Source organism: Streptomyces sp. LE64 (assembly GCF_052606915.1).
On sequence record NZ_CP199708.1, the window covers coordinates 1,958,597 to 1,980,135 of the forward strand.

Annotated in this window: 20 protein-coding genes; 9 read left to right on the plus strand and 11 right to left on the minus strand. The window is 73.1% G+C overall.

What is annotated here, in order from left to right; genetic code table 11:
- Window positions 1-240 precede the first annotated feature (240 nt).
- The gene (locus ACSMX9_RS08690; protein ID WP_445401347.1) at window positions 241-1,332 is read left to right on the plus strand and encodes a Gfo/Idh/MocA family oxidoreductase; all 1,092 of its coding nucleotides are present in this window, start codon (window positions 241-243) and stop codon (window positions 1,330-1,332) included.
- A 22-nt stretch (window positions 1,333-1,354) separates the two neighbouring features.
- Here the strand turns inward: ACSMX9_RS08690 and yidC are convergent, their stop codons facing one another.
- The gene (gene yidC / locus ACSMX9_RS08695) at window positions 1,355-2,110 is read right to left on the minus strand and encodes a membrane protein insertase YidC (protein ID WP_445401349.1); all 756 of its coding nucleotides are present in this window, start codon (window positions 2,108-2,110) and stop codon (window positions 1,355-1,357) included.
- A gap of 258 nt (window positions 2,111-2,368) precedes the next feature.
- Entirely contained in the window at window positions 2,369-2,680 is a 312-nt protein-coding gene (locus tag ACSMX9_RS08700) for a DUF6412 domain-containing protein (protein WP_445402936.1), read from the minus strand.
- A 253-nt stretch (window positions 2,681-2,933) separates the two neighbouring features.
- On the opposite strand from ACSMX9_RS08700, the gene ACSMX9_RS08705 reads away from it, so the two are divergent.
- Window positions 2,934-3,962, plus strand: a complete 1,029-nt coding sequence (locus ACSMX9_RS08705; RefSeq protein ID WP_445401351.1) for an SEC-C metal-binding domain-containing protein — start codon at window positions 2,934-2,936, stop codon at window positions 3,960-3,962.
- A 9-nt stretch (window positions 3,963-3,971) separates the two neighbouring features.
- Here the strand turns inward: ACSMX9_RS08705 and ACSMX9_RS08710 are convergent, their stop codons facing one another.
- A complete protein-coding gene (locus ACSMX9_RS08710) occupies window positions 3,972-5,360 on the minus strand; it encodes a GDSL-type esterase/lipase family protein (RefSeq protein WP_445401353.1) in 1,389 nt (462 codons plus the stop codon).
- A 289-nt stretch (window positions 5,361-5,649) separates the two neighbouring features.
- Here ACSMX9_RS08710 and ACSMX9_RS08715 point away from each other — a divergent pair, with 289 nt between their 5' ends.
- A complete protein-coding gene (locus tag ACSMX9_RS08715) occupies window positions 5,650-7,011 on the plus strand; it encodes a DUF445 domain-containing protein (protein ID WP_445401355.1) in 1,362 nt (453 codons plus the stop codon).
- Between the two features lie 27 nt (window positions 7,012-7,038).
- Here the strand turns inward: ACSMX9_RS08715 and ACSMX9_RS08720 are convergent, their stop codons facing one another.
- Entirely contained in the window at window positions 7,039-7,827 is a 789-nt protein-coding gene (locus tag ACSMX9_RS08720) for a DUF1707 SHOCT-like domain-containing protein (protein WP_445401357.1), read from the minus strand.
- Window positions 7,828-7,941: 114 nt separating this feature from the next.
- Between ACSMX9_RS08720 and ACSMX9_RS08725 the strand changes: the two genes are divergently transcribed.
- Window positions 7,942-9,051 carry a M20 family metallopeptidase gene (locus ACSMX9_RS08725; RefSeq protein WP_445401359.1) on the plus strand — a complete coding sequence of 370 codons (1,110 nt, stop codon included), beginning with the start codon at window positions 7,942-7,944 and terminating at the stop codon, window positions 9,049-9,051.
- Window positions 9,052-9,099: 48 nt separating this feature from the next.
- On the opposite strand, the gene ACSMX9_RS08730 is transcribed toward ACSMX9_RS08725, so the two are convergent.
- The gene (locus ACSMX9_RS08730) at window positions 9,100-10,497 is read right to left on the minus strand and encodes a DUF7507 domain-containing protein (RefSeq protein ID WP_445401361.1); all 1,398 of its coding nucleotides are present in this window, start codon (window positions 10,495-10,497) and stop codon (window positions 9,100-9,102) included.
- 1,171 nt (window positions 10,498-11,668) lie between these two features.
- Here ACSMX9_RS08730 and ACSMX9_RS08735 point away from each other — a divergent pair.
- The 3 genes from ACSMX9_RS08735 (at window position 11,669) to ACSMX9_RS08745 (ending at window position 14,754) form a co-directional block, all read left to right on the plus strand.
- Window positions 11,669-11,992 (plus strand): hypothetical protein, encoded by a 324-nt coding sequence (locus ACSMX9_RS08735; protein ID WP_445401362.1) that lies wholly within the window; start codon window positions 11,669-11,671, stop codon window positions 11,990-11,992.
- Window positions 11,993-12,592: 600 nt separating this feature from the next.
- On the plus strand, window positions 12,593-13,558 hold the full coding sequence (locus ACSMX9_RS08740) for an ABC transporter ATP-binding protein (RefSeq protein WP_445401364.1): 966 nt from the start codon (window positions 12,593-12,595) through the stop codon (window positions 13,556-13,558).
- A complete protein-coding gene (locus ACSMX9_RS08745) occupies window positions 13,555-14,754 on the plus strand; it encodes an ABC transporter permease (protein ID WP_445401366.1) in 1,200 nt (399 codons plus the stop codon). The genes ACSMX9_RS08740 and ACSMX9_RS08745 overlap by 4 nt, the downstream gene beginning before the upstream one ends.
- A 23-nt stretch (window positions 14,755-14,777) precedes the next feature.
- On the opposite strand, the gene ACSMX9_RS08750 is transcribed toward ACSMX9_RS08745, so the two are convergent.
- From ACSMX9_RS08750 to ACSMX9_RS08765, 4 genes are all read right to left on the minus strand, one after another.
- Entirely contained in the window at window positions 14,778-15,773 is a 996-nt protein-coding gene (locus ACSMX9_RS08750) for an ABC transporter ATP-binding protein (RefSeq protein WP_445401368.1), read from the minus strand.
- Window positions 15,774-16,046: 273 nt separating this feature from the next.
- Window positions 16,047-16,535 (minus strand): ATP-binding protein, encoded by a 489-nt coding sequence (locus tag ACSMX9_RS08755; protein WP_445401370.1) that lies wholly within the window; start codon window positions 16,533-16,535, stop codon window positions 16,047-16,049.
- 89 nt (window positions 16,536-16,624) lie between these two features.
- Window positions 16,625-16,957, minus strand: coding sequence for a recombinase family protein (locus ACSMX9_RS08760; RefSeq protein ID WP_445401372.1), 333 nt, complete (start codon window positions 16,955-16,957; stop codon window positions 16,625-16,627).
- Window positions 16,954-17,265 (minus strand): hypothetical protein, encoded by a 312-nt coding sequence (locus ACSMX9_RS08765; protein ID WP_445401374.1) that lies wholly within the window; start codon window positions 17,263-17,265, stop codon window positions 16,954-16,956. Before ACSMX9_RS08765 ends, ACSMX9_RS08760 begins: the two co-directional genes overlap by 4 nt.
- A 230-nt stretch (window positions 17,266-17,495) precedes the next feature.
- On the opposite strand from ACSMX9_RS08765, the gene ACSMX9_RS08770 reads away from it, so the two are divergent.
- Both ACSMX9_RS08770 and ACSMX9_RS08775 read left to right on the plus strand, forming a co-directional pair.
- Entirely contained in the window at window positions 17,496-18,662 is a 1,167-nt protein-coding gene (locus ACSMX9_RS08770) for a helix-turn-helix domain-containing protein (RefSeq protein WP_445401376.1), read from the plus strand.
- A 16-nt stretch (window positions 18,663-18,678) separates the two neighbouring features.
- Window positions 18,679-19,398 (plus strand): 5-formyltetrahydrofolate cyclo-ligase, encoded by a 720-nt coding sequence (locus tag ACSMX9_RS08775; protein ID WP_445401378.1) that lies wholly within the window; start codon window positions 18,679-18,681, stop codon window positions 19,396-19,398.
- Between the two features lie 22 nt (window positions 19,399-19,420).
- Here the strand turns inward: ACSMX9_RS08775 and ACSMX9_RS08780 are convergent, their stop codons facing one another.
- Both ACSMX9_RS08780 and ACSMX9_RS08785 read right to left on the minus strand, forming a co-directional pair.
- On the minus strand, window positions 19,421-20,224 hold the full coding sequence (locus ACSMX9_RS08780; protein WP_351244773.1) for an ABC transporter permease: 804 nt from the start codon (window positions 20,222-20,224) through the stop codon (window positions 19,421-19,423).
- 115 nt (window positions 20,225-20,339) lie between these two features.
- On the minus strand, window positions 20,340-21,149 hold the full coding sequence (locus tag ACSMX9_RS08785) for an ABC transporter permease (protein ID WP_445401380.1): 810 nt from the start codon (window positions 21,147-21,149) through the stop codon (window positions 20,340-20,342).
- Between the last annotated feature and the right edge of the window lie 390 nt (window positions 21,150-21,539).

Below are 21,539 nucleotides of genomic sequence, written 5' to 3' on the forward strand. Positions count from 1 at the left end.
CGGGGACGGCCCTGCGGCTCCGGGTGTTCCCGCACCGCCACCCGGACGAGCCGCCGGTGACCGGCACGGTGCGCAGGGGTTCCGTGCGGGACGCGTAGCGCCCGCCCCCGAGCAGGCGTCGGGCGCCGACCCCCGTACGGGGCCCGACGCCGCCGGGGCCCGGAGACCACGTCATTCCCCGTGGTCTCCGGGCCCGTGATCCTTGTTGCACCCCGGTACGGGCGTTGGTTGAGTGGCGCCATGACCTCAGACGCCACCGGCCGCTCGCCCCTGCGGGTCGGCCTCATCGGCTACGGAGTCGCGGGCTCCGTCTTCCATGCCCCGCTGATCGCTGCCGACCCGGGCCTCGTCCTGGACACGGTGGTCACGGCGAACCCCGAGCGCCGGGCGCGGGCCCTGGCCGCGCACCCCGGCGTGCGCGCGGTGGACTCCGTCGACGCGCTGTGGGCGCGGGCCGACGACCTGGACCTGGTGGTGGTGGCCTCGCCGAACCGGACGCACACCGCCCTGGCCACCACCGCCCTGACCGCGGGCCTGCCGGTCGTCGTGGACAAGCCGATCGCGCCCACCGCCCGGGAGGCACGGGAGTTGGGCGCCCTCGCCGAAGCCCGCGGGCTGGTGCTGTCGGTGTTCCAGAACCGCCGCTGGGACAGCGACTTCCTCACCCTGCGACGGCTGCTCGCCGGCGGGGAACTGGGCGAGGTGTGGCGGTTCGAGTCCCGTTTCGAGCGCTGGCGCCCGCAACTGAAGGGCGGCTGGCGCGAGTCGGGGAACCCTGCGGAGGTCGGGGGCCTGCTGTACGACCTGGGCAGCCATCTGGTGGACCAGGCGCTGGTGCTGTTCGGTCCGGTGGCCTCGGTGTACGCGGAACGCGAGGTGCGCCGGCCCGGGGCGAGCGCCGACGACGACACCTTCCTCGCCCTCGCCCACACCGGCGGGGTCCGCTCGCACCTGTACGTCTCCGCCACCGCCGCCCAGCTCGGTCCCCGGTTCCGGGTGCTCGGCTCCAGCGCCGGCTACGTCACCTACGGCCTCGACCCGCAGGAGGCGGCGCTGCGGGACGGGGCCCGGCCGGAGCCCGGGACGCCCTGGGGCGTGGAGCCCGAGTCGGCCTGGGGACGGGTGGGGTCCGGCGAGTCGCCGCTGACCGGCGGGGGGCGCCCCGAGCCGAGCGTGCCCGGGGACTACCCGGCGTTCTACACGGCGGTCGGCGCGGCGATCCGCGACGGCGCCCCCGTCCCGGTGCCGGCCGGGGAGGCCGCCGCCGCGCTCGACGTGCTGGAGGCGGCCGTCCGGTCCGCCGAGCACGGCGCGCCGGTAGCGGTGCGCTGATCCCGCCGCCGGAGCCGCCGGCTCAGCGGCCCGCGGCCGGGGCGCCGGCCGGCAGCCGGTACAGCAGGGCCCGTTCGGCCACCGTCCAGGCGGCGCTGGTCACCACGTAGAGGGCGGCGGCCAGGGGCACGAGGGCGGCCGTCGCCAGGGTCAGGAAGGACACCATCGGCATCATCCGGGTGATCGCCGCCGCGCCCGGCAGCGTCCCGCCGTCGGGAGCCGTGGCCGGCAGGGGGTTGGCGGCGAGCTGGGCCTTGGTCAGCCGGTAGCCGAGGGTCGCCACGACGGCCACCACCAGGAACAGCACCAGGTAGACGGTGCCCGCGGCGCCGAACGGGCCGCCGTGCGCCAGTGCGTCGGTCCAGCGTCCGCCGAGCGGTGCGGCACCGAGCTGCTGCCCGAGCAGGGCGTTGGGTTCGCCGTCGATCCGGGAGCTGGAGAACACGTGGTAGAGCAGGAGGAACGCCGGCGCCTGGAGCAGGCTCGGCAGACAACCGGCCAGCGGGGACACCTTCGTCTCGGCGTGCAGCTCGGTCAGGGCGCGGCGCAGCCGGTCGGGGTCGCGGCGGTGGCGGGTGCGCAGGGCGGCGATCCGGGGGGCGAGGGCGGCCCGGGCGCGCTGGCCGCGGGCCGCCGCCCGGGACAGCGGGTGGACCAGCAGCCGCACCAGGGCGGTGAACAGCACGATCGCGGCGGCGGTGGCCCAGCCCCCGGCGAGCGGTTCGAGTCGGTCGGCGAGGTGGTGGACGAGGTCGGCGAAGAGTTCGGGTACGGACACGGTGGTTTCCCCAGGGCTGTCGGCCGGTCCGGGCGCGGCTCCGCAGCAACGCACGCGGGCGCGCACCGGGGTGCGGCGAGTGCGGGGCGGGGGGCGCGCGCCGGCCCGTGGCCGGGCGGTCGTCGGCGTGCGGCGTCCTCCGGCGCCGCCCCTGCACGGCCGGGGCCGGTGGGGTGGTCGCGCCGGAGGCGGGGTGACGGTTCGCCGGGTGCGCGGGGCGCACGGGGTCGGACCGCCGCGGCGGGCGGTCGGACCGGGTCAGGCAGCCGTCACCGGGGCACGGCCGGGGGCCCGGGGGCGGGGGCGGCCCGCCGCGTCGGGGTCGCGTTGGGGCAGGAAGGCGGTGCGTCGCTCCCGGTCGCGCAGCGCGGTGCGGATCCGGGTGCGCGGCACCGCGGGCACCCGCCGGGCGGCCAGCAGCAGCCCGACCGCGCAGGCGGTGAGGGTGGCGGCGGTCGCGGCGAGCGTCACCGCGGCGAACAGGCCGCCGGTGTCCGCGAGGGACGGGACCAGGAGTGGGACCAGGGCGAGTACGAAGGCCAGGCGCAGTGCGCCGCCGGAGGTCAGCAGCCGTGACCGGCACGCCGGTGGTGCCGTCTCGCCCCGCCCGTGCACGTCCGTTCCCCTCCCCCGTCGAGCCGGTTCCCGCGCGCGGCGCCGACGGCGCCCGCCACGGGGCCGACACCGTACCGGTGTTCGGTCGAGCGTCGTCCTCCAGGTATAGCAGAGGCGGAGCCCGGGCCGAAGACGGAGCGGTCGCCCCGAGCGTGCGCGCGGCGGTCACGCCGGCGCGCTGTCGGCGGGCCGCAGTACGGTGTGGGCCATGCGCCCCGTCACCCCTGCCGAAGCCGCTGCCGACCACCTCGCCGAAGCCGACCGCCTGGAGCAGACCGCCGAGCGGTATCCGCAGGACGCCGAGCACCTGCTGTCCCGGGCTGCCGCACACCTCGAACTCGCCGGCGAACGCGCCCGGGCCAGTGCCCTGTACGACCGGCTGTTGGCGGACGGGGCGGCGTCCTTGGAGGACCCCGCCCTGGTGCGCGCCCTGAAGGCCGCGAACCTCTGGGAGTACGGCCACGAGGCGGAGGCCCGGGCGGTCATCGACGGGGTGCGGGCGGCGGCCCCGCGCACCCCGGAGCCCTGGGTGGTCGCGGCGGAGGCCCTGGAGGCGCACGACGAACTGTCGGCGGCGCTGGAGACGTTCACCGAGGCGCTCGGGGCGCTGGGGGTCGCGGCCGACCCGGACCGCGAGCCGCCCCGGGCGGTGGGTCCGGTGCTGTTCGGCCGGCACCGGGTGCGGCGGATGCTCGGTGCGGCGCACGACGGGTGGGACGCGCTCGCGGACCGGCTGCACGAGGGCTCGGTGCCGCTGGACGAGCTGCACGACCCGAAGCGGGTGTGGTCGCTGGGGTCGGACGACCCGACGGAGTTGGCGGCGGAGATCTCCCGGCTGCGGGCCGAACTCGGCGGCTACCGGCAGCTGCTGTCCCGTCCGTTCCCGGTGGCGGTGCTGCACTGGCCGGCCGGTGAACTCGCCGAACTCCTCGCCGGCCACCCGGCGCTGGCCGCCGAGTACCCCTCCCACCCCGAGCACTTGGCCGCGGTGGAGGGGGCGCTGCGCGAGCTGGCCGCCTCGGGCACCGCGAACCTCGGGGTGGTCACGGGGACGGTGCCCGCGTACGAGGCGTTCGCCGCCGCCGAGGGGGCGAACCCCGCGGACGCCGCCCTGCTCCCCCAGTTCACGACGGTGCTGGCTTCCCGGGGCCGGGCCCGGGCCTGGCCGCCGGCGGTGACGGAGCCCTGTTGGTGCGGGTCGGAGCGGACGTACGGGGAGTGCCACGGGGTGCGGTGACGCCGCCGCTCACAGCCGGGCGGGCGCCGCGGCGCGCAGGGCGCCGAGGTCGACGGCCTCGGCCATCCGGTGGTAGCCGGCGTCGTTGGGGTGCAGGTGGTCCCCCGAGTCGTAGTGCGGGTGCAGGGCCTCGGGGTGGTAGGGGTCGCGCACGGCCCGGTCGAAGTCGGCGACCGCGTCGAAGACGCCCCCGGCCCGGATCCCGGCGTTCACCGCCCGGCGGACCTCCTCCAGCTCGGGCCGGTGGCCGCGGTGGCCGTGGAAGGGCATCAGGGTGGCGCCGACCACCCGCAGCCCGTGGGCGTGGGCGTGCCGGGTGAGGGTGCGCAGCCCCTCGGTGATCCGGGTGGGGTCGGTGGTGTGCGGGGGGCGCAGGATGTCGTTGATGCCGAGGGCGATGACGACCACCCGCACCCCGCTGCGGTCCAGGACGTCGGAGGGGAAGCGGCGCAGCCCGCTCGGGTTGGCCGCGGGCCGGCCGGGTCCGCCGGTGAGCAGGCGGTTGCCGCTGATGCCGAGGTTGGCGACGCCGTAGCGGGGGGCTCCCCCCTGGGTGCGGAGCCGGTCGGCGAGCACGTCCGGCCAGCGGCGGTTGGCGCCGGGCGTGGCGCTCACCCCGTCGGTGAGGGAGTCGCCGAAGGCGACCAGGGTGCCCCGGGCGCCGCCGCCGCGGACGTCGAGGGCGACCACCTGGCGCCAGCCGGGGGTGCGCTCGGTGTACGCGGCTCCGCTGACCGCCGCCGCGTGGTCGCCACGGGCCAGGTAGGAGGTCTGGCGGGCCCGGGGGTGGTAGGTCGCCGGGCCGCCCGAGGTCGGCGCGTAGGTGGTGATCAGCAGGTCGGTGTCGGCGGGCACCGGCAGCGCCACCGGGTCCGACACGACCTGTCCGCCGGGCGGTACGCGCACCCCGGTGCGGCCGGCGAAGGTCAGCCGGCGGACGGTGCCCGGGACCGCCGAGGGCGAGCCGGGGCCGGCCGCCAGGGCGAGCGTGGCGTGGGCGAGGTGCAGCGGGGCGGTGCCGTAGCGGTGCGAGAGGGTGACCCGGGCGCCGGTGCCGCCGACGCTGGTGTGCACCACGTTGCGCACCGTGCGGTCGGTGACCTCGCCGTCCGGGGCGGTGGCCCGGGGTTCCGGGCCGACGGGTGCGGCGGCCCAGGTGGTGACCCAGCGGCCGAGGGCCGCGGAGTCCGCGTCGGTGCCCCGCTCGGCGGGCACGGTGGTGGTGCGGGGCCCCGCCAGGGCGCGCGGCGGGCCGGCGGGCGCCTCGTCCGCCCCGGGCGAGGCACCGACCCAGACGCCGGTGCCGACCAGCAGCACCAGGCCCAGGGCGGCGGCCGACAGGGCGCCGCGGCGCGGGCGGGGCGCCCGGTCGGTCGCGGACGGGGGGCGCTCGGTCATGCGGCGCAGGCTCCTCGGGCGGGGCTCCGGTCTGATCACCTCATCATGCGTCACCCGGCGGGCACGGGGGCGGGAGTCCGGAGAAACCCCCGCTTTCCGGTGGTCGCGGGAACTCGTACGGCGTTTCGGGAGTACCTGAGGGGGAGGGAGGACGGGCCCGGGCGCGCGGCCGGACCGCACGGATGCGGTGACAATGGCCGGCGGGCCACCCGTCGACCCCCGGGCCGACCGGCCCGCGTACCGAAGCGGACGAGAACGGACAGGATCGGAACGGGAACGGATGGAGCGGATGGAACGGGCCGAAGGGCCGCAGGAGCCCGAACCCCCGGAACGGGCCGGCCCCCCACCCCGGGGGACCGGCCCGGGGCACGGCGCGACGGGGCGGGGCGGGTTCGCGTTCAACGCCGCCGACGCCGAGCGCCAGCGCGGGGTGCGTCGGATGAAGCTCACCGCGACGGGGCTGCTGGTCTTCGTCGCGGTGGTCTACGTGCTGGCCAAGTGGGCCCAGCACAGCGGCGCGGGCGCCTGGACGGGGTACGTGGCCGCGGCGGCGGAGGCCGGCATGGTGGGCGCGCTCGCGGACTGGTTCGCGGTGACCGCGCTGTTCCGGCACCCGCTCGGGCTGCCGATCCCCCACACGGCGATCATCCCGACGAAGAAGGACCAGTTCGGGGCCTCGCTCGGGGAGTTCGTGGGCGAGAACTTCCTCTCCCGGGAGGTGGTCCGCTCCCGGCTGCGGTCGGTCGGCATCGCCGGCCGGCTCGGCACCTGGCTGGCCCGACCGGAGCACGCCGACCGGGTGACCGCGGAGCTGGCCACCGCCCTGCGCGGGGCGCTGACCGTGCTGCGGGACTCCGACGTGCAGGCGGTCGTCGGCGAGGCGATCACCCGGCGCGCCGACGCCCAGGAGATCGCGCCCGGCATCGGCAAGACCCTGGACCGGGTCGTCGCGGACGGCGGCCACCGGCGTCTGGTGGACCTGGTGTGCGCCCGCGCCCACGACTGGCTGGTGGAGCACGGCGACTCGGTGATGAACGCCGTGCAGGGCGGGGCCCCGGGGTGGACGCCCCGGTTCGTGGACCGCAAGGTCGGCGAGCGGGTCTACAAGGAGCTGCTGCGGTTCGTCACCGAGATGCGGGACATGCCCGACCACCCGGCACGGCACGCGGTGGACCGCTTCCTCTCCGACTTCGCCTCCGACCTCCAGTCGGACACCGACACCCGGGAGCGGGTGGAGCGGCTGAAGCGCGAGGTCCTGGCCCGGGACGAGGTGCAGGACCTCATCGCCTCCGCCTGGTCCGCGGTCCGGGCGATGATCGTCGCCGCGGCCGAGGACGAGCGGAGCGAACTGCGGCTGCGGGTGCGCACGGCGCTGCTGTCGCTGGGCGCCCGACTCTCCGCCGACACCGCCCTCCAGGGCAAGGTGGACGGCTGGATCGAGGGCGCCGCGGAGTACGTGGTCACCACCTACCGGGGCGAGATCACCTCACTGATCACGGAGACCGTGGCCGGCTGGGACGCCGAACACACCTCGAAGAAGATCGAGGCGCACATCGGGCGCGACCTCCAGTTCATCCGGATCAACGGCACCGTGGTCGGTTCGCTGGCCGGGCTGCTGATCTACACGGTCTCGCACGGCCTCTGGCCCTGACCCCGTGGGGTCGGGGGCGGGGCCGGCTCACTCCCCGGCCCCGCCCCCGGGCAGCTCCCGCCGGTCCGACCGGCCCCGGCGCCGCTCCAGCTTCTCCCGGCGCCGCTCGGCCTTCAGCCGTTCCTTCTCGGCCCGGGTCACCTTGCGGCGGACCCCGACCCCGCCCCAGAAGGCGAAGCCGGTGACGATCACCCGGGGCGCGCCGGGCACCGGGTGTTCCTCCGGCTCGGGGTGGTCGAAGCCGCCCATGATCCCGACGCCCCGGGAGATCACCTCGACCCCGGGCGGCACGATCACGTCGACCCCGCCCATCACGGCGATGACGTTGATGACGACCTCGCGGTCCTCGAAGTCGGCGTCCCGGAGGTCGATCACCCCGCCGCCCATGACGGTCAGCGCGTTGAAGCGGCGCGGGGCCGTCCAGCGCCCCTTGCGGTCGAAGCCGCTCATGATCGCGACGCCGAAGGTGGAGGTGGGCTCGCCGCCGATCCGCGCCGGCCAGTTCGGCCCCGCGCCGGGCGCCGACGACTTCACCATCGACACCGGCGCCGCCGCGACGGCCGGCAGGTCCCGGGTGAGCAGTTCCAGTTCGCCGTAGGTACGGGCCTCGTACGCGGCCTCCAGCCGCTCCCCGAACTCCTCCAGGTCCAGCCGCCCCTCGGCCACCGCCTCCCGCAGCCGTTCGGCCACCTGGTCGCGGTCCGCGTCCGAGGCCCGCAACCGCGCCGGGCTCACCCCCTCGGCACGGGGCACGGGGGTGTTCGGGGAGCCGGGCTCCCGTGCGGGGTCGGCGGGTGCGGGATCGGGGTCCGTCATGCGTTCAGCCTACGAGTTCGTCCCTGTCCGGACCACGACGGGCGTCCCTGACAGGGCCCTGATGTCGGGCGGAAGCCGACGGACGGGGCCGGTGCGTCCCCTATCGTCGGGCGGATGACGACGCATCAGAGTGCCGCCGTACGGGTCGACGCGATGCTCCGGGACCTGCGGACCCTCGTCGAGGTCGAGTCCCCCTCGCGCGACCCGGGCGCCCTGGATCGGTCGGCCCGTGCGGTGGCCGCGCTCGTCGAGGACCGGCTGGGCGGCCGGGCGGTCCTGGTGACGGGCGAGGCGGGACCCCATGTGCACTGGTCGGGCGGCGGCCGCCCGCGGGTCCTGGTCCTCGGCCACCACGACACCGTCTTCCCGCTCGGCACGGTGCGGCGCCGCCCGTTCCGGGTGAAGGACGGACGGGCGACGGGCCCCGGGGTCTTCGACATGCTCGGTGGCCTGGTGCAGGCCGTGCACGGCCTGGCCTCGCTGGCGGACCTGTCGGGCGTGGAGGTCCTGGTGACCGCCGACGAGGAGATCGGCTCGGGTACCTCCCGGGCCCTGATCGAGGAACGGGCCCGGGCCTGCGGCGCCGTCCTCGTCTGTGAGGGCGCGGCCGAGGACGGAGGGCTGAAGACGGGGCGCAAGGGGTGCGGCACCTTCGAGGTGCTGGTCCGGGGGCGGGCCTCGCACGCGGGGCTGGAGCCCGAAGCCGGGGTGAACGCCCTGGTGGAGGCGGCCCACCAGGTCCTGGAGATCGCCGCGCTGAGCCGCCCGGAACTCGGGACGACGGTGACGCCGACGGTGGCCGCGGCCGGCACCTCGGACAACGTGGTGCCGGCGGCGGCTACGGTGTCGGTCGACGTCCGGGTCGGGTCGGCCGCGGAGCGGGAGCGCGTGGAGTCGGCGTTCGCGGCGCTGACCCCCCGGCTGCCCGGCGCGGAGATCGTGGTGCGCGGGGCCGTGGGCCGGCCCCCGATGCCGGAGTCGGCCTCGGCGGGGTTGTTCGCGCTGGCGCGGAAGGTGCTGCCTGGCATCACCGGCAGGGCGGTCGGCGGGGGCAGCGACGGCAACTTCACCGGCGCCCTGGGCGTGCCCACCCTCGACGGGCTGGGGGCGGTCGGCGGCGGCGCCCACGCCGACCACGAGTACCTGCTGGTCGACGCGATGGCGGAACGGGCGAACCTGATCGCGGGCCTGGTCCGCGAGATCCGGCGCTCCACCGGAGGGTGACGCGGCACCGGCCGCCCCGCGCCACCCCCGCCGGTCATCCGGCCCTCCTCACGCCCCGGGGGCGCAGGGGTCGCAGCAGCAGGGCGCCCGGGTGACGCACACGGTGACACTGTCGGCGTTGTCGGTGAGGTCGGGGTCCCTCTCGCTGCCGGTCACGGTCGCGGTGTTGGTGATCCGGCCGGGGGCGGTGGCCTTGGCCCTCAGCACCAGGGAGGCGGTGGCGCCGCTGGCCAGGGCGCCGACGGTCCACTGCCCGCTCGCGGGGTCGTAGGCCCCGGCGGAGGGCTCGGCGGACAGGAAGACGAGCGAGCCGGGGAGGGGGTCGGCGACGGTGACGCCGGTCGCCGGGTTCGGCCCGGTGTTGCGGGCGGTGATCCGGTAGGTGACGGTCTGCCCCACCGTGACCGTGGTCGCGTCGGCCGCCTTGGTCACGGTCAGGTCGGCGGCCGGGAGGACCTCGACGGCGACCTCGTTGGAGGTGGCGGACAGCTGTTCGGGGGTCTGCCCGAGGCGGTTCTCGTAGCTGGCCGAGGCCGTGTTGACGATCCGTCGGCCGCTGCTCGCCGCGTCCACGGTGACCCGGTACTCGATGGTGCTCCCCGCGGGCAGGGCGGCGGTGTTGGCCAGTGCGCCGCCCTGCGCCGCGGAGGCGCCGGTGCCGAGCCGGAAGACCACCTTGTTGCCCGCGGCGTCGAAGTTCGCCTGGTCGTCGCCGCTCTGGTCGGTCTTCGCGCCCGCGCCGGGGCCGTCGACGATGCGCAGGGAGCCGGGTACGTAGGTCGTGCCGGCCGGGACGGCGTCGGTCAGGACGAGGGCTTCGGCCGCGTCCCCACCGGTGTTCACCGCCTTGACGCGGTAGGTGAGGACGCTGCCGGCGTCCACCGGGCCCGCCGGGGAGACGGTCTTGTCGAGGACCACGATCGGGGCGGTGCCGAAGAAGACCCCGTCCAGGAAGTTCCCGACCGACGGGCCTCCGACGGAGGAGACCGAACGGAAGGCGAACCGGGTCAGGGTCTGGCCCGTCGGGACGGTGTAGGTCCCGGTGTAGTAGCCCCACGCGGTGTTGCCGTCGCTGAAGGTCCGTTGCTGGACGGCGGCGCCGGGCGCGCCGATGTCCAGCGCCATGACGTCCGTGCCCGCCCGGCCCCGGTGGTACAGCCTCCAGTAGAGCTTGGTCCCGGGTGTGGTCGGCAGGTCCTGGTAGAGCGTGGACACCTGGTAGGCGTTCAGCTCCGCGAACTGCGAGCCGTGGGCCGCCGGGACGCCCTGGAAACCGGAGCGCCACAGCTCGATCTGGTGGTCGGTCGCGGTGGTGGTCCAGCCGGGCACCCTGCGCGTCCGAGGCTGGGTGGAGTCCGGCAGGATCTCGACACCGCTGACGACCGGCTCCTCGAAGCTGCCGTTGATCAGGGCGACCCGGAGCGGAGTGGGCGGGGGTGTGGTCACTGTTCTCCCCTTGTTCGGCGCTGCTGGGGGTGCGGCCGGACGACCGGACCGCAGGCATGGACCCCGGCACAGCCGGGATTGATGGAGGATCAGAGCACAGGTGGAAAGGGATGAAAAGCGACGCTGACGGCTCCTCGCCAATCCCCTGCTCCGGGTTTGCCCGGCATGCTCGCCGTCCCCGTCGCGCACGCTCCCCCGTCCACGGTTCCCTTCCGTTGCACGGGGCTCACTCCTCCCAGCCATGCCGTGGCCGATCGCCCGAGAACAGTCTGGCGCTCCTCCCCGAGCGCAACCCGCAAGAGTGGTTTGCCGGATTCCGGGACGGTTTCGGGGAGCGCCCGGTCCGGACGGACCGCCGCGTCCTCCCCCACGGGTCCCGCACCGCGTGCTCATTCGCACAGGGCTGCCGTCTGTGCCTTCCACAGCCCCTCGCTCCGCGGGAAGGGGCAGCTCGTTCCTCAGGTCCGCGCCGAGATCGAAGACGTCGGCGGCGAGGACCAGTTGTCGCTCGCCGTTGGTGGTGGTGAGCGACAGGCTGGTGAAGCCGGGTCCGCCGCCGTCGGTCGCCCAAACGCCGACCGGCTCGGTGCCCGGTCCCGAGCCGCACGCCGCCTCCCCTGCGCTGCAGGTCCACGAACCGTCCGGCGGGTGCGGCCGGCGAGGGTCTCGCCCAGGGGGACGGACTCCGGATCGTGCTCGCCCACCATCGCGAACAGGCCAGGTTCGTTCGGCGAGCGGACAGTCACGGTGACGTGGGCCCAGGCGGTGCCGACGGACACTCCGAAACCAGCGGTGATCCGGGGGAGGTCGGCATGGCAGCGGGCAGGTACACCGGGACGAGGAACGCCCGCTGGGGCGGCGGGAGAGCGATGTACCCTGCCGATCAGGCAGCCGTGCCGGACTGAGGGCGCACACGGCTGCACCTGTTCGCTGAGGCTCCAGACGGACAAGGGGAGACGAAGGTGTCATTCGCCGAGGAATGGGCCGAGTTGCCGCCGCACTCGCTCGCCGACAGGAAGCCACTCGAACGCAGTTGAACCAGGCCCCGGCAGGCAGTGGCCATCCAGGGGCTCCGGGCACCAACGGTGACGGATTCTCAGCGCACTCCGCTTCGATCGACGGGAGTTCGCATCTACTGATGGAGATCGCGGGACTCCTCTACGAAGGCCGGATGGACGGAGAGAACGCGACGATGTGCCGGGCTCCGCGTGCGCATGTCGACGTGGCGTCGAACGTCACCGACATGCAGCGTGACCAGGTGGTGTCCGCGATCAAGGACCCGGCGAAGAACATCTTCATCGCCTCCGAGTACCTGGCACAGCTCAAGGCCGAGAGCGGCTTCGCCGAGGTGCCGCCGGAGCAGATGACGCGCGCCCAGATGCAGGAACTCGCGGCTCGCTACAACGGCGGCCCCTACTACGAGGACGAAGCCGCCCAGGCATACGGTAGGGGCTTCGACCAAAGGGTGGACCAAGCGAAGGAGGCCCTCGGGTGAGCGGGAGCACGGGTCCAATGATCGACGCGTGTGGGAGCCGTTCGCCTCGATCACCGAACCGGGTGGGCACCGCTGTGTGCGCTGTCGTCCTGGCAGTCAGCAACGCCGGCTTCGCAGCAGGCGTCGGGGCGGCGTTCTCGGTCGTGACGGCTCTGCTCTCCTGGGCGTTCGTGAAAGCCGGGTGGCTGCGCGGATGGTGGTACGCATTCCCTGCCGGACTGGCCTTCGCCGCTCTGCTCCGTCTGACGGTTCTCGCTCCTGAGCTCTGACGCCCCTCCCGGGGCACGCCCTCCTCGGCAGGAGTCCGCCACCCCCGCCGCCCCACCTCCTACCGCTCGTCGAACGACAGCGGCGCCGGCACCACGACGGGAGCGGCCATCCCGTCGTGGTACCACTGGATCTCATGGGCACGGGGCGCGAATCGGCGGCACGCCGGCTGGTCGCGGAGCCCGGCTCCCGTGCCGCCGGCCCGAGGGGCGGGCACGCAGCGGGAGGCTCTGAGAAGCCTCAACTCCCTTGCGGCACAAGCCGTTCCGCGAAGATGATCGAACTGCGGGTCCGGTACGCGGACCGGCGGACGATCACGGGAGGTGCGTCCGGGTGCGCACTCGGGGGCTCGAAGTGGACGGCGTGTCCAAGCGGTACGGAACCCACCGGGCACTCGACTCGGTGTCCTTCGAGGTGGGGCCCGGCGAGGTCTTCGGCTTCGTGGGCGGGAACGGCGCGGGCAAGACCACCACGATGCGGATCGTCATCGGCGTGCTGGAGCAGGACGGCGGAACGGTGCGGTGGCAGGGGCGGGCGGTGTCCGCGGGCGACCGGGCCGGCTTCGGGTACATGCCCGAGGAACGCGGGCTGTACCCGAAGATGACGGTGGCCGACCACCTCGTCTACCTGGCCCGGCTGCACGGGCTGCCCCGGCGGGAGGCACGGGACTCCATGCTCCGGTGGACCGAGCGGCTGGACGTGGCCGGGCACCGCGACCAGGCGGTCGAGACGCTGAGCCTCGGCAACCAGCAGCGGGTCCAGTTGGCCGCCTCCCTGGTCCACAGCCCCTCGTTCCTGCTGCTGGACGAGCCCTTCTCCGGCCTCGATCCGCTGGCCGTGGACACCATGAGCGAGGTGCTGCGCGAGAAGGCCGCCGAGGGCGTGCCCGTGCTGTTCTCCAGCCACCAACTCGACCTGGTGGAACGGCTCTGCGACCGGGTCGGCATCATCGCGGCCGGGGCCGTGGTGGCCTGCGGCACCGTCGCCGAGCTCGGCGCCGGCGCCGGGGACCGGCTGTACGTCGAGGTGGACGGGGCGCCGGACGACTGGGTGGACCGGATCGCGGAGGTCGAGGGCGTCGAGACGGCCCGACCGGACGGCTCCGGGGCGGCCCTCGGCGTGGTCGCGGACTTCGACGAGGCCCGACTGGTGCACCGGATCCTGTCCCTGGGTCGGCTGCGCGCCTTCCACCGCCGCCGGGCGGGCCTGCCGGAACTCTTCCGGCACCACGTCTCCGCCCGGAGCGTCCCCTCCCCGGCGGACGGCGGGACGGACGCGGACGGGCGGGTGGCGGCGTGAGCGCCCCTCGCGACCGGCTGCCCTGCCGCAGGGACGCGGTGCTCCTGGTGGCCCGGCGGGAGATCGGGGCCCGCGTGCGGAACCGGGCCTTCGTCATCGGCACCCTGGTGAACATCGCGGTGATCGTCGGACTGCTCTTCTTCTACGCGCCCTCGACGGACGAGGACGCACCCGCCGTCGCGCTCACCGGCACCTCCGTGGACGCGTTCGCCCCCGGCGGTGGCGGGGAGGGCCCGATCGACTGGCGGGCGGCGCCCACCGAGGACGACGCCCGGGGACTCCTGACCGACGAGGAGGTGGCTGCGGCGCTCCTGGTCCGTGACGGCACCACCCGGCTGCTGGTGCGGCAGGACACGTCCGAGCAGGTGCGCGCCGCGGTCGCGGCGACGGTGCGGCAGTGGGCCACCACCCGGGCCCTGGAGGCCCGGCAGGTCGAGGTGGCGGTGCTCGACGACGAGGTCCGCCGGGCCCTGCCGGTGGTGGAGGGCGTCGACGGGGACGCGCCGGACACCGCACCGGGCGCGGCGGTCGGTGTCGTGACGGTCCTGTTCTTCCAGTTGTTCGCCTACGGCCTGATGGTGTCGCAGGGCGTGGTGGAGGAGAAGTCGACCCGGGTGGTCGAGGTCCTGCTGGCCACCGTCACCCCGCTGCGGCTGATGACCGGCAAGGTGCTCGGGATCGGTGCGACGGCCCTGGTGCAGATCCTGCTGTTCGGGGTGGCGGTGGTGGGCGCGGACGCGCTGTGGGGCGTCCTGCCCGGGGAGTTCCCGGCGACCACGGCCCTGCTCGCCGCGGTGGTGTGGTTCGTCCTCGGCTTCGGGTTCTTCGCCTTCCTGTTCGCCGCCGCCGGCTCCCTGGCGTCCCGGATCGAGGACACGTCGACCACGGTGATGCCGGTGCTGATGGCCACCCTGCTGCCCTACGGCACCGCCATCGCCGCCGTCTCGGACCCGGGCGCCGGCTGGGTGGAGGTCCTGCGGTACGTGCCGCCGTTCTCCATGCTGATCATGCCGTTGCAGGTGAGCGTGGGAGCGGCGGGCTGGCTGCCGAACCTGGTGGCGGCCGTGCTGCTCCTCGCCGCCGCCGGGGGGCTGGCCGCGTTGGCGGCCGGGGTGTACCGGAGGTCCATCCTGCGCGTGGGAGCGGCGGTGCCCTGGCGGACCGCGCTCTCCCGGCGGCGGTCCGCGTCCCGGTGACGTCCCGTGACGCGCCGCGCCCGCTACCGTCCCGCCGCGTACATCCGGGCGATGACCGCCTCGATGTCGGGTTCCCGCACCGACAGGTCGGCCAGCGGGTACTCGGCGGCGATGCGGGCGACCAGCGGGGCCGCGGAGCCGTCCGCGGGGAAGGCGAGCCACTGGCGGGGGCCCTCGACCCTGACCACGCGGGCGGCGGTCCCCACGTCGATCGGCGGCAGTGCGCGTTCCAGGTCCACGACGAGGGTCCGTTCGCTCTCGCCGGCCTCGTGCAGGCCGGCGAGCGGGCCGTCGTACATCAGGCGCCCGTGGTCGATGACCATCACCCGGCGGCAGAGTTGCTCGATGTCGGTGAGGTCGTGCGTGGTGAGCAGGATCGTGGTGCCGCGCTCGGCGTTGAGGTCGCGCAGGAACTCGCGGACCCTGACCTTGGAGACGATGTCCAGTCCGATCGTCGGCTCGTCCAGGTACAGCACCTCCGGGTCGTGCAGCAGCGCCGCCGCGATGTCGCCGCGCATCCGCTGCCCCAACGAGAGCTGCCGCACCGGCACGTCCAACAGGTCGCCGAGTCGGAGGAGTTCCACGCAACGGTCGAGGTTCTCGCGGTAGCGGCGGTCGGGCACCCGGTACATGCGGTGGGCCAGGCGGTAGGAGTCGGTCAGCGGGAGGTCCCACCACAGGGTGGTGCGCTGCCCGAAGACGACCCCGATGCGTCGGGCCAGCCGGGTGCGTTCCCGGCTCGGGTCGATGCCCGCGACCCGGATGCGGCCGGCGCTGGGGGTGAGGATGCCGGTCAGCATCTTGATGGTGGTGGACTTCCCGGCGCCGTTGGGTCCGATGTAGCCGACGACCTCGCCGCGGGCCACGTCGAACGACAGGGTGTCCACCGCGCGCACCTCGCTGCGCTCGCGGCGCAGGAAGCCCGTCCGGCGGCGCACGTCGAAGACCTTCTCGACCCCGTCGAGGGTGATCAGCGGCCCGGTGCTGGTGCCGTCGGCGCCGTCGGTGGTCTGCGGCATCGTTCCCTCCGTGGTTCCCGTGCTTCCTGCGGTCCCCGTGCTTCTGGTGGTGTCCCCCATGTGCCCGTCGCGCCACCGCACGTCATGGCAACCCCATGCGCAAAAACCCCGACGACCGTAGATCGTCGGGGTGTCCCGCACCACCTTATTTCACGGGGCGGCGGCCGGTTCTGCGTCTGAGCGGTAGCTTCCTGGGGCTACTGTCAGTCGCCCGGAGCACGTCCGCTACCGGAGGACGAGGGTCGACTACGCCGTCGCTGTGCCGTGAGGTGGTCAGATGGCCTGGAGCCCGACGAGCAGGCTCCGAAGGAGCCAGGGATCTGCCCGTGCCGCAGGCCTGACGATGGAGCGCTCCGACCTACGACGGCGCGGCAACGCGGAAGAACTGGCCTCGGGCACGGGGATCTGAGCCCAGACCAGCTTCCCCCGCGGTGTGCGGTAGGAACCCCAGTCCTTCGCTGTCTCCTGGACGAGTACGAGGCCGCGTCCGCCTTCGGTGTCGTCGTCCGGCCTCCGGAGGACGGGCATCTGCTGCGACACGTCCCACACTTCGATCACGACACTGGTGTCGAGACCGACCAGGCGCACGGTGACGAGACTCATGGTCTCCAGCTCCACCCAGGTCGGCTGACGGTCGATGACGCCGGTCACCTTCACCGCGTTCGTCACCAGCTCGGAGACCACGAGGACGGCGTCCCCCTCGATCGAGCGTGCGTGCCACTTGGACAGCGTCAGCCGAATGAAGTGGCGGGACACACTCACCGCCGAGCCGACCGCCGCCAAGTTCAGCTCATCCGTGAAGCGTGCGCGCTGAGAGAAGTAGTGGGGTTCTTCGTCTTTCGGGTGTGGGTTCACAAGCGCCCGTCCAGGCTGACGATCTGGGCACCGGCTGTCTGCTCCAGGTGCAGGGTCATGACGTCTTGGAGCGGTCGGGTGAGGGCCAGGTCGTGGTAGGACGGCACGATCACGTGACGAGCCTCGACCCGCTGGACTGCCTCGGCCATCTCTGCGAAGGCGTTGACCTCGCCGTTCATGAACTCGTGGAACACGGTCGCCAGGGTGAAGCCCTCGACCTCCGCGTACCGGGTCATGTCGTCCTGCTTCTGCTGCACCTCCTCGTCGCTCATGCCGTCCGGTACGCGCATGTACCCGAAGATGAGCGGCTTGCTCCCGAAGTCGCTCATCCTCGCGCCCCCTGGACGATCCACAGTCGGGCGCCGATCTCCCGTTCGATGTGCTGCCGCATGGCCTCTTGGAGGCCAGGAAGGCGCGCGAAGTGCCAGAGGGAGGGCGCGATCACGTTCTTCACGTCGGAGCCCTTGATCCCTTCGACCATCGCGAAGAAGGCCCCCTCAGAACCGGGAGCGCCTTCCGTGAACACACGCTCCAGTACGAATCCCTCGCGTTGTGCGTAGCTCTCCAACTCGCTTTGCATCGAGTGGCCTTCGTCACCCTCTTCGCCGCTGGGCGAGCGGCGCAGGTAACCGAACATGACGGGTCGCATCCATCCTCCTGGCGGGCCTGGATGGACGGGGCAACGGAAGGCGTCGACTCACTGCCGAAGCCCCGTCCGGCCAACCAGAAAAGCCACTTGACCAGGCAAACACCACCGCACGCGTGACGCACCCATGACGCAGTGTTGTTGCATCGCTTGTTCGGCCTGCACCGATATGACCCAACTGGCTAAGGTGAAACGTCGACATACACCCGGAGAGGTGACAGATGGCAGCCAAGCGGGTCCGGCTGACCCAGCGTCGGAAGGCTTCCGGCTTCACGCAAGAAGAACTCGCCACCTTGCTCGGGGTCGAGCGCACGACCGTCGTCCGGTGGGAGAACGCAGAGACCGAGCCGCAGCCGTGGCACCGCCCAAAGCTCGCACAAGCGCTCGGAATCTCAGGCGACCAGTTGCAAGAGCTCTTGGCCGATGTCACCGTCATTCAGCGACAACCGAACGAACGTATGAAATACGTTCTCCAGCACCCCGGCTCCGCCGACTTGGTTGCCGTCGCCCACCTGCACGAGCAGCTTCGGCAACTCGACGAGTCCTACGACCAAGCGGCGTCGGCTGGTCTGCTGGGGCCTGCGGGCCACCTCCACGGACAGGTGAAGTTCCTTCGCGAGAACGCGACGAACGCACGTGTGCGCCGCGCTCTCTTCGAGGTCGAGGCCGATTCGGCAACCTTCATGGGACAACTGGTCTGGGACGTCAGCCAGAGACGCGACCACCAGGCCCCGATGAGCTACTTCGAGGAAGCGGTGTCGGCAGCCCGCCACGTCCGTGACGCATCGGTCGAGTCCTACGCGACCCTGCGCATGAGCTTCGTGGCACTGTACGGGGAGAAGAACCCACGGCGGGGAACGACGCTCGCCGAGCAAGCGGCAGTGGTAGCGAAGAAGACCAGTCCCTCCCTTACCGGCCTCTCCTTGCTCCACGTAGCCGAGGGGCACGCCATGGCCGGCGCGCACGCCGACTGCGAGAAAGCGCTGAGGAAGGCAGAGGCCCAGTTCGATCGGGTGGACACCGATGACGTGGCAGCCCGGTACTACACGGTCAACGAGTTCAACCGGCTGTCAGGCTCGTGCTACCTGTTCCTCGGTCTGCCGGAGCTGGCGGAACCCATCCTCCGCACGACCACCCGAGCCCTGGCGGGGAAAAAGAAGTCTCAAGCCATCGTGCTGGGCAACTTGACCCTCGCCCTGATCCGCCAAGGAAAGCTCGACGAGGCCGTACATGCCATGCACCGCACCATTGATGCCGTAGAGCTGACCCGTGGCGGTGGGGGGCTTAACCTGGCGTTCTCTGCTGGGCGGGAACTCAAGCAGTGGCGACAGGAACCCTGGGCGCAGGAAATCAACGACCGGCTGTTCGCCCTGATGGCAGCGATCTGAGAACGGGTGGCGACATATGGCAGACATGGACCAGGCCAAGCAGGCGCTGCGAGAGAAGGCGTGGCGTCGCCTCATCGACGGCGGCGGCGCCCCCGCGGATTCGTACGGGAAGATCCCCGGCTTCTACGGCACGGAGGCCACCGCCGAGCGGCTGGCCGAACTGGACGAGTGGCAGCAGGCGACCACCGTCAAGGCCAATCCTGACTGGGCGCAACTACCGATACGGACTCGTGCGTTGGAAGACGGAAAGCTTCTGTACATGGCGGTGCCGAGGATGGCCAGCCTTGAACCGTTCTTCCTGCTGGAACCTGAAGAACTCACCGTCCCTGCCGGTGAAGCCGCCGAGAAGAAGGGGGCGGCCAAGGTTGCCCGGCGGGTCGGCGTGGCAGCGATGCGCCCGATCGACGTCGTCGTCTGCGGCAGCGTCGCGGTGAACCGCTCCGGAGCGCGCATCGGTAAGGGGGCCGGGTACTCCGACCTTGAAGTGGCGCTCCTTGTCGAGGCCGGCCTGGTCACTGGGTCAACCGTGATCGTCGCACCCGTCCACGCGCTCCAGGTGGTCGAGGACGAGATCCCGGAGACGGAGCACGACTTTTCGGTGGACTACATCGTCACGCCCGACGAGGTGATCCGCTGCACCAACCGCAGGCGTCCGCCCGGCTTGGTCTGGGGCGACCTCACCGCCGAGAAGATCGCAGCGATTCCGGTGCTGGCAGCCCGTCACCGGCTCGGATAGCGGCACCGCGGCCCTGGGGTCCTCAACTGCCCGTGCTGCGGTAGGCGCGCAGGCCGGCGCGCCAGGCCAGTCCGGCCAGGGCGCAGCACGCCAGCGCGACCAACGGCGGTGTGAAGGCCAGCCAGCGGGGCAGGTCCAGCGGATAGGGGCGCCCGAGCACGTACAGCGCGGGCAGCCAGTTGACGAAGGCGAGCGGCAGGACGAAGGTCGCCGCGCGCACGATCTCCTGGGCGAACACGGTCGGCGGGTAGATCAACAGGGTGACCCCGCCGTAGGTGAAGGCGTTCTGCACCTCGGCCGCGTCCCGGGCGACGAACTGGAACGCGGCCCCGCACACGAACAGGGCACCGAAGATCAGCGCGCCGCTCAGCACCATCAGCGGCACCATCGCCGCGGTGAGCGGCGTCCAGTCGACGTCCACGGACACCACCCCGTAGCCGAGGACCAGCAGGCCCTGGCTGATCCGGCCGATGCGGCGCAGGGCGAAGCGGTCGGCGGCGACCTGGGCCAGCACCGGCGCCGGTCGGACCAGCAGGGTGTCCAGGGTGCCGTCCCGGACCCGGCGGCCCAGTCGGTCGACGGTGCCCAGGGCGAGGTCGACGAGGCCGAAGGAGGTGCTGGCGGTGCCGTACAGGAACGCGATCTCGGCGAGGTCGTAGCCGCCGAGCGCGTCGACCTGCGAGAACATCAGCAGGATGGCGACGAAGTCGAGGCCGGTGGCCACGAAGTTGCCGAGCAGGGTCAGGGCGAAGGACACCCGGTAGGCCATCGTGGAGCGCACCCACATGCGGACGATCAGGCCGTAGGCGCGGAGCCCGTCCCGCAGCCGGTGCCAGGGGCCCTCGCGGTCCCCGAAGGTGCCTTCCGGTGCCGCCCGCTCGGGTAGGCCGCGGGGGGCGGGGACCCTGCGCGGGGGTTCCTCCCGGAGGACCTCGGTCGGTTCAGCCACCCTGCACCACCACCCGGCGCGTCGCCGCGGCCTGGAGCAGCCGGCCCAGCAGCAGCAGGGCGAGCGCCCATCCGGCCTGGAAGGCGAAGGCGCCCAGCAGCCGGGGTCCGGGGTACGTGCCCAGCAGCACGTCGGCGGGGACCTGGATCAGCGCCGACCAGGGCAGGGCGCGGGCCACCTCGCCGAGGGTCCCCGGGAAGACGTTGAGCGGCAGCAGCATCCCGGAGAAGAAGATGGCCGAGAGGAATGCGATTTGCGCCACACCCGCACCGTCCAGCAACCAGAACGCGGCCAGGGCGACGAGGTAGCGCAGGGCGAAGCTGACGACCGCTCCGAGGAGGACGGAGCAGAGGAACGCGAGCCAGGGCAGGGGGTGGGCGGGGAGCGTCAGATCGAAGACCACGGCACCCGCCACCATGGGCAGTACACCCCGTCCGACCAGGTGGAACGCGGCTCTGCCCAGGTCGGCGGCGAGCCACCAGAGCTGGAGGTCGACGGGTCGGTACAGGTCGACGGCGATGTCCCCGGTGCGGATGCGCTCGATGAGTTCGTCCTCGAATCCACCGCCCATGGTCGCCATCACCGCGAGGAGTCCCTGGCTGATCCAGACGAAGGTCAGGGCATCGGAGAGGTCGTAACCGCCGAGGCCCGGACGCTCGTCCCACAGGGCGTGGAACGTGTAGGCGAGAATGAACCCGAAGACGGTGTTGGTGAACACGCCCGCGGCGGTGGCCGTGCGGTAGGTCGCGTAGCGCCGGAATCCGCCCGCGGCGACTTTTCCGTACAACCGCCCGGTGCGCACGTACAACCCCTCCCGCCTCTGCGTCGTCTCCTGTTACAGGCCGAAGTCCGAAACCCTAGTGGCCCACGTCACGCACCACCACCGATTTCCGGCTCCGGGGCGTGCATGTCGCCGACACCCGAGCAAGGGTGCGAAAGTTAAGGACCTGGGGCGAAGAGGTGTACGGGGCAGGTACCCCCGCGCGAACCTCCATGGGGCATATGCGACATCTGTGGTATGTGACCCGGATGTCCGCGCACACGGCACCACCGGTCGGTCCGCCGGCCCGGTGCGACCCGTCCCGCAGCAGTACCCGCAGTACCGGAAGAATTCGGCGCACGACGTGAATCGGGAGTTTCGCGAACCATGAGCGACGAGCCGCAGCAGCACGATGAGGGCACTTCGGGCCCG

Bases quoted from the DNA above. Each gene is read 5' to 3' on its own strand.
- ACSMX9_RS08690 (WP_445401347.1), top strand. From the start codon at position 241: ATGACCTCAGACGCCACCGGCCGCTCGCCCCTGCGGGTCGGCCTCATC.
- ACSMX9_RS08705 (WP_445401351.1), top strand. From the start codon at position 2,934: ATGCGCCCCGTCACCCCTGCCGAAGCCGCTGCCGACCACCTCGCCGAA.
- ACSMX9_RS08710 (WP_445401353.1), bottom strand. From the start codon at position 5,360: ATGACCGAGCGCCCCCCGTCCGCGACCGACCGGGCGCCCCGCCCGCGC.
- ACSMX9_RS08715 (WP_445401355.1), top strand. From the start codon at position 5,650: ATGGAACGGGCCGAAGGGCCGCAGGAGCCCGAACCCCCGGAACGGGCC.
- ACSMX9_RS08720 (WP_445401357.1), bottom strand. From the start codon at position 7,827: ATGACGGACCCCGATCCCGCACCCGCCGACCCCGCACGGGAGCCCGGC.
- ACSMX9_RS08725 (WP_445401359.1), top strand. From the start codon at position 7,942: ATGACGACGCATCAGAGTGCCGCCGTACGGGTCGACGCGATGCTCCGG.
- ACSMX9_RS08735 (WP_445401362.1), top strand. From the start codon at position 11,669: ATGGACGGAGAGAACGCGACGATGTGCCGGGCTCCGCGTGCGCATGTC.
- ACSMX9_RS08750 (WP_445401368.1), bottom strand. From the start codon at position 15,773: ATGCCGCAGACCACCGACGGCGCCGACGGCACCAGCACCGGGCCGCTG.
- ACSMX9_RS08760 (WP_445401372.1), bottom strand. From the start codon at position 16,957: ATGAGCGACTTCGGGAGCAAGCCGCTCATCTTCGGGTACATGCGCGTA.
- ACSMX9_RS08765 (WP_445401374.1), bottom strand. From the start codon at position 17,265: ATGTTCGGTTACCTGCGCCGCTCGCCCAGCGGCGAAGAGGGTGACGAA.
- ACSMX9_RS08770 (WP_445401376.1), top strand. From the start codon at position 17,496: ATGGCAGCCAAGCGGGTCCGGCTGACCCAGCGTCGGAAGGCTTCCGGC.
- ACSMX9_RS08775 (WP_445401378.1), top strand. From the start codon at position 18,679: ATGGCAGACATGGACCAGGCCAAGCAGGCGCTGCGAGAGAAGGCGTGG.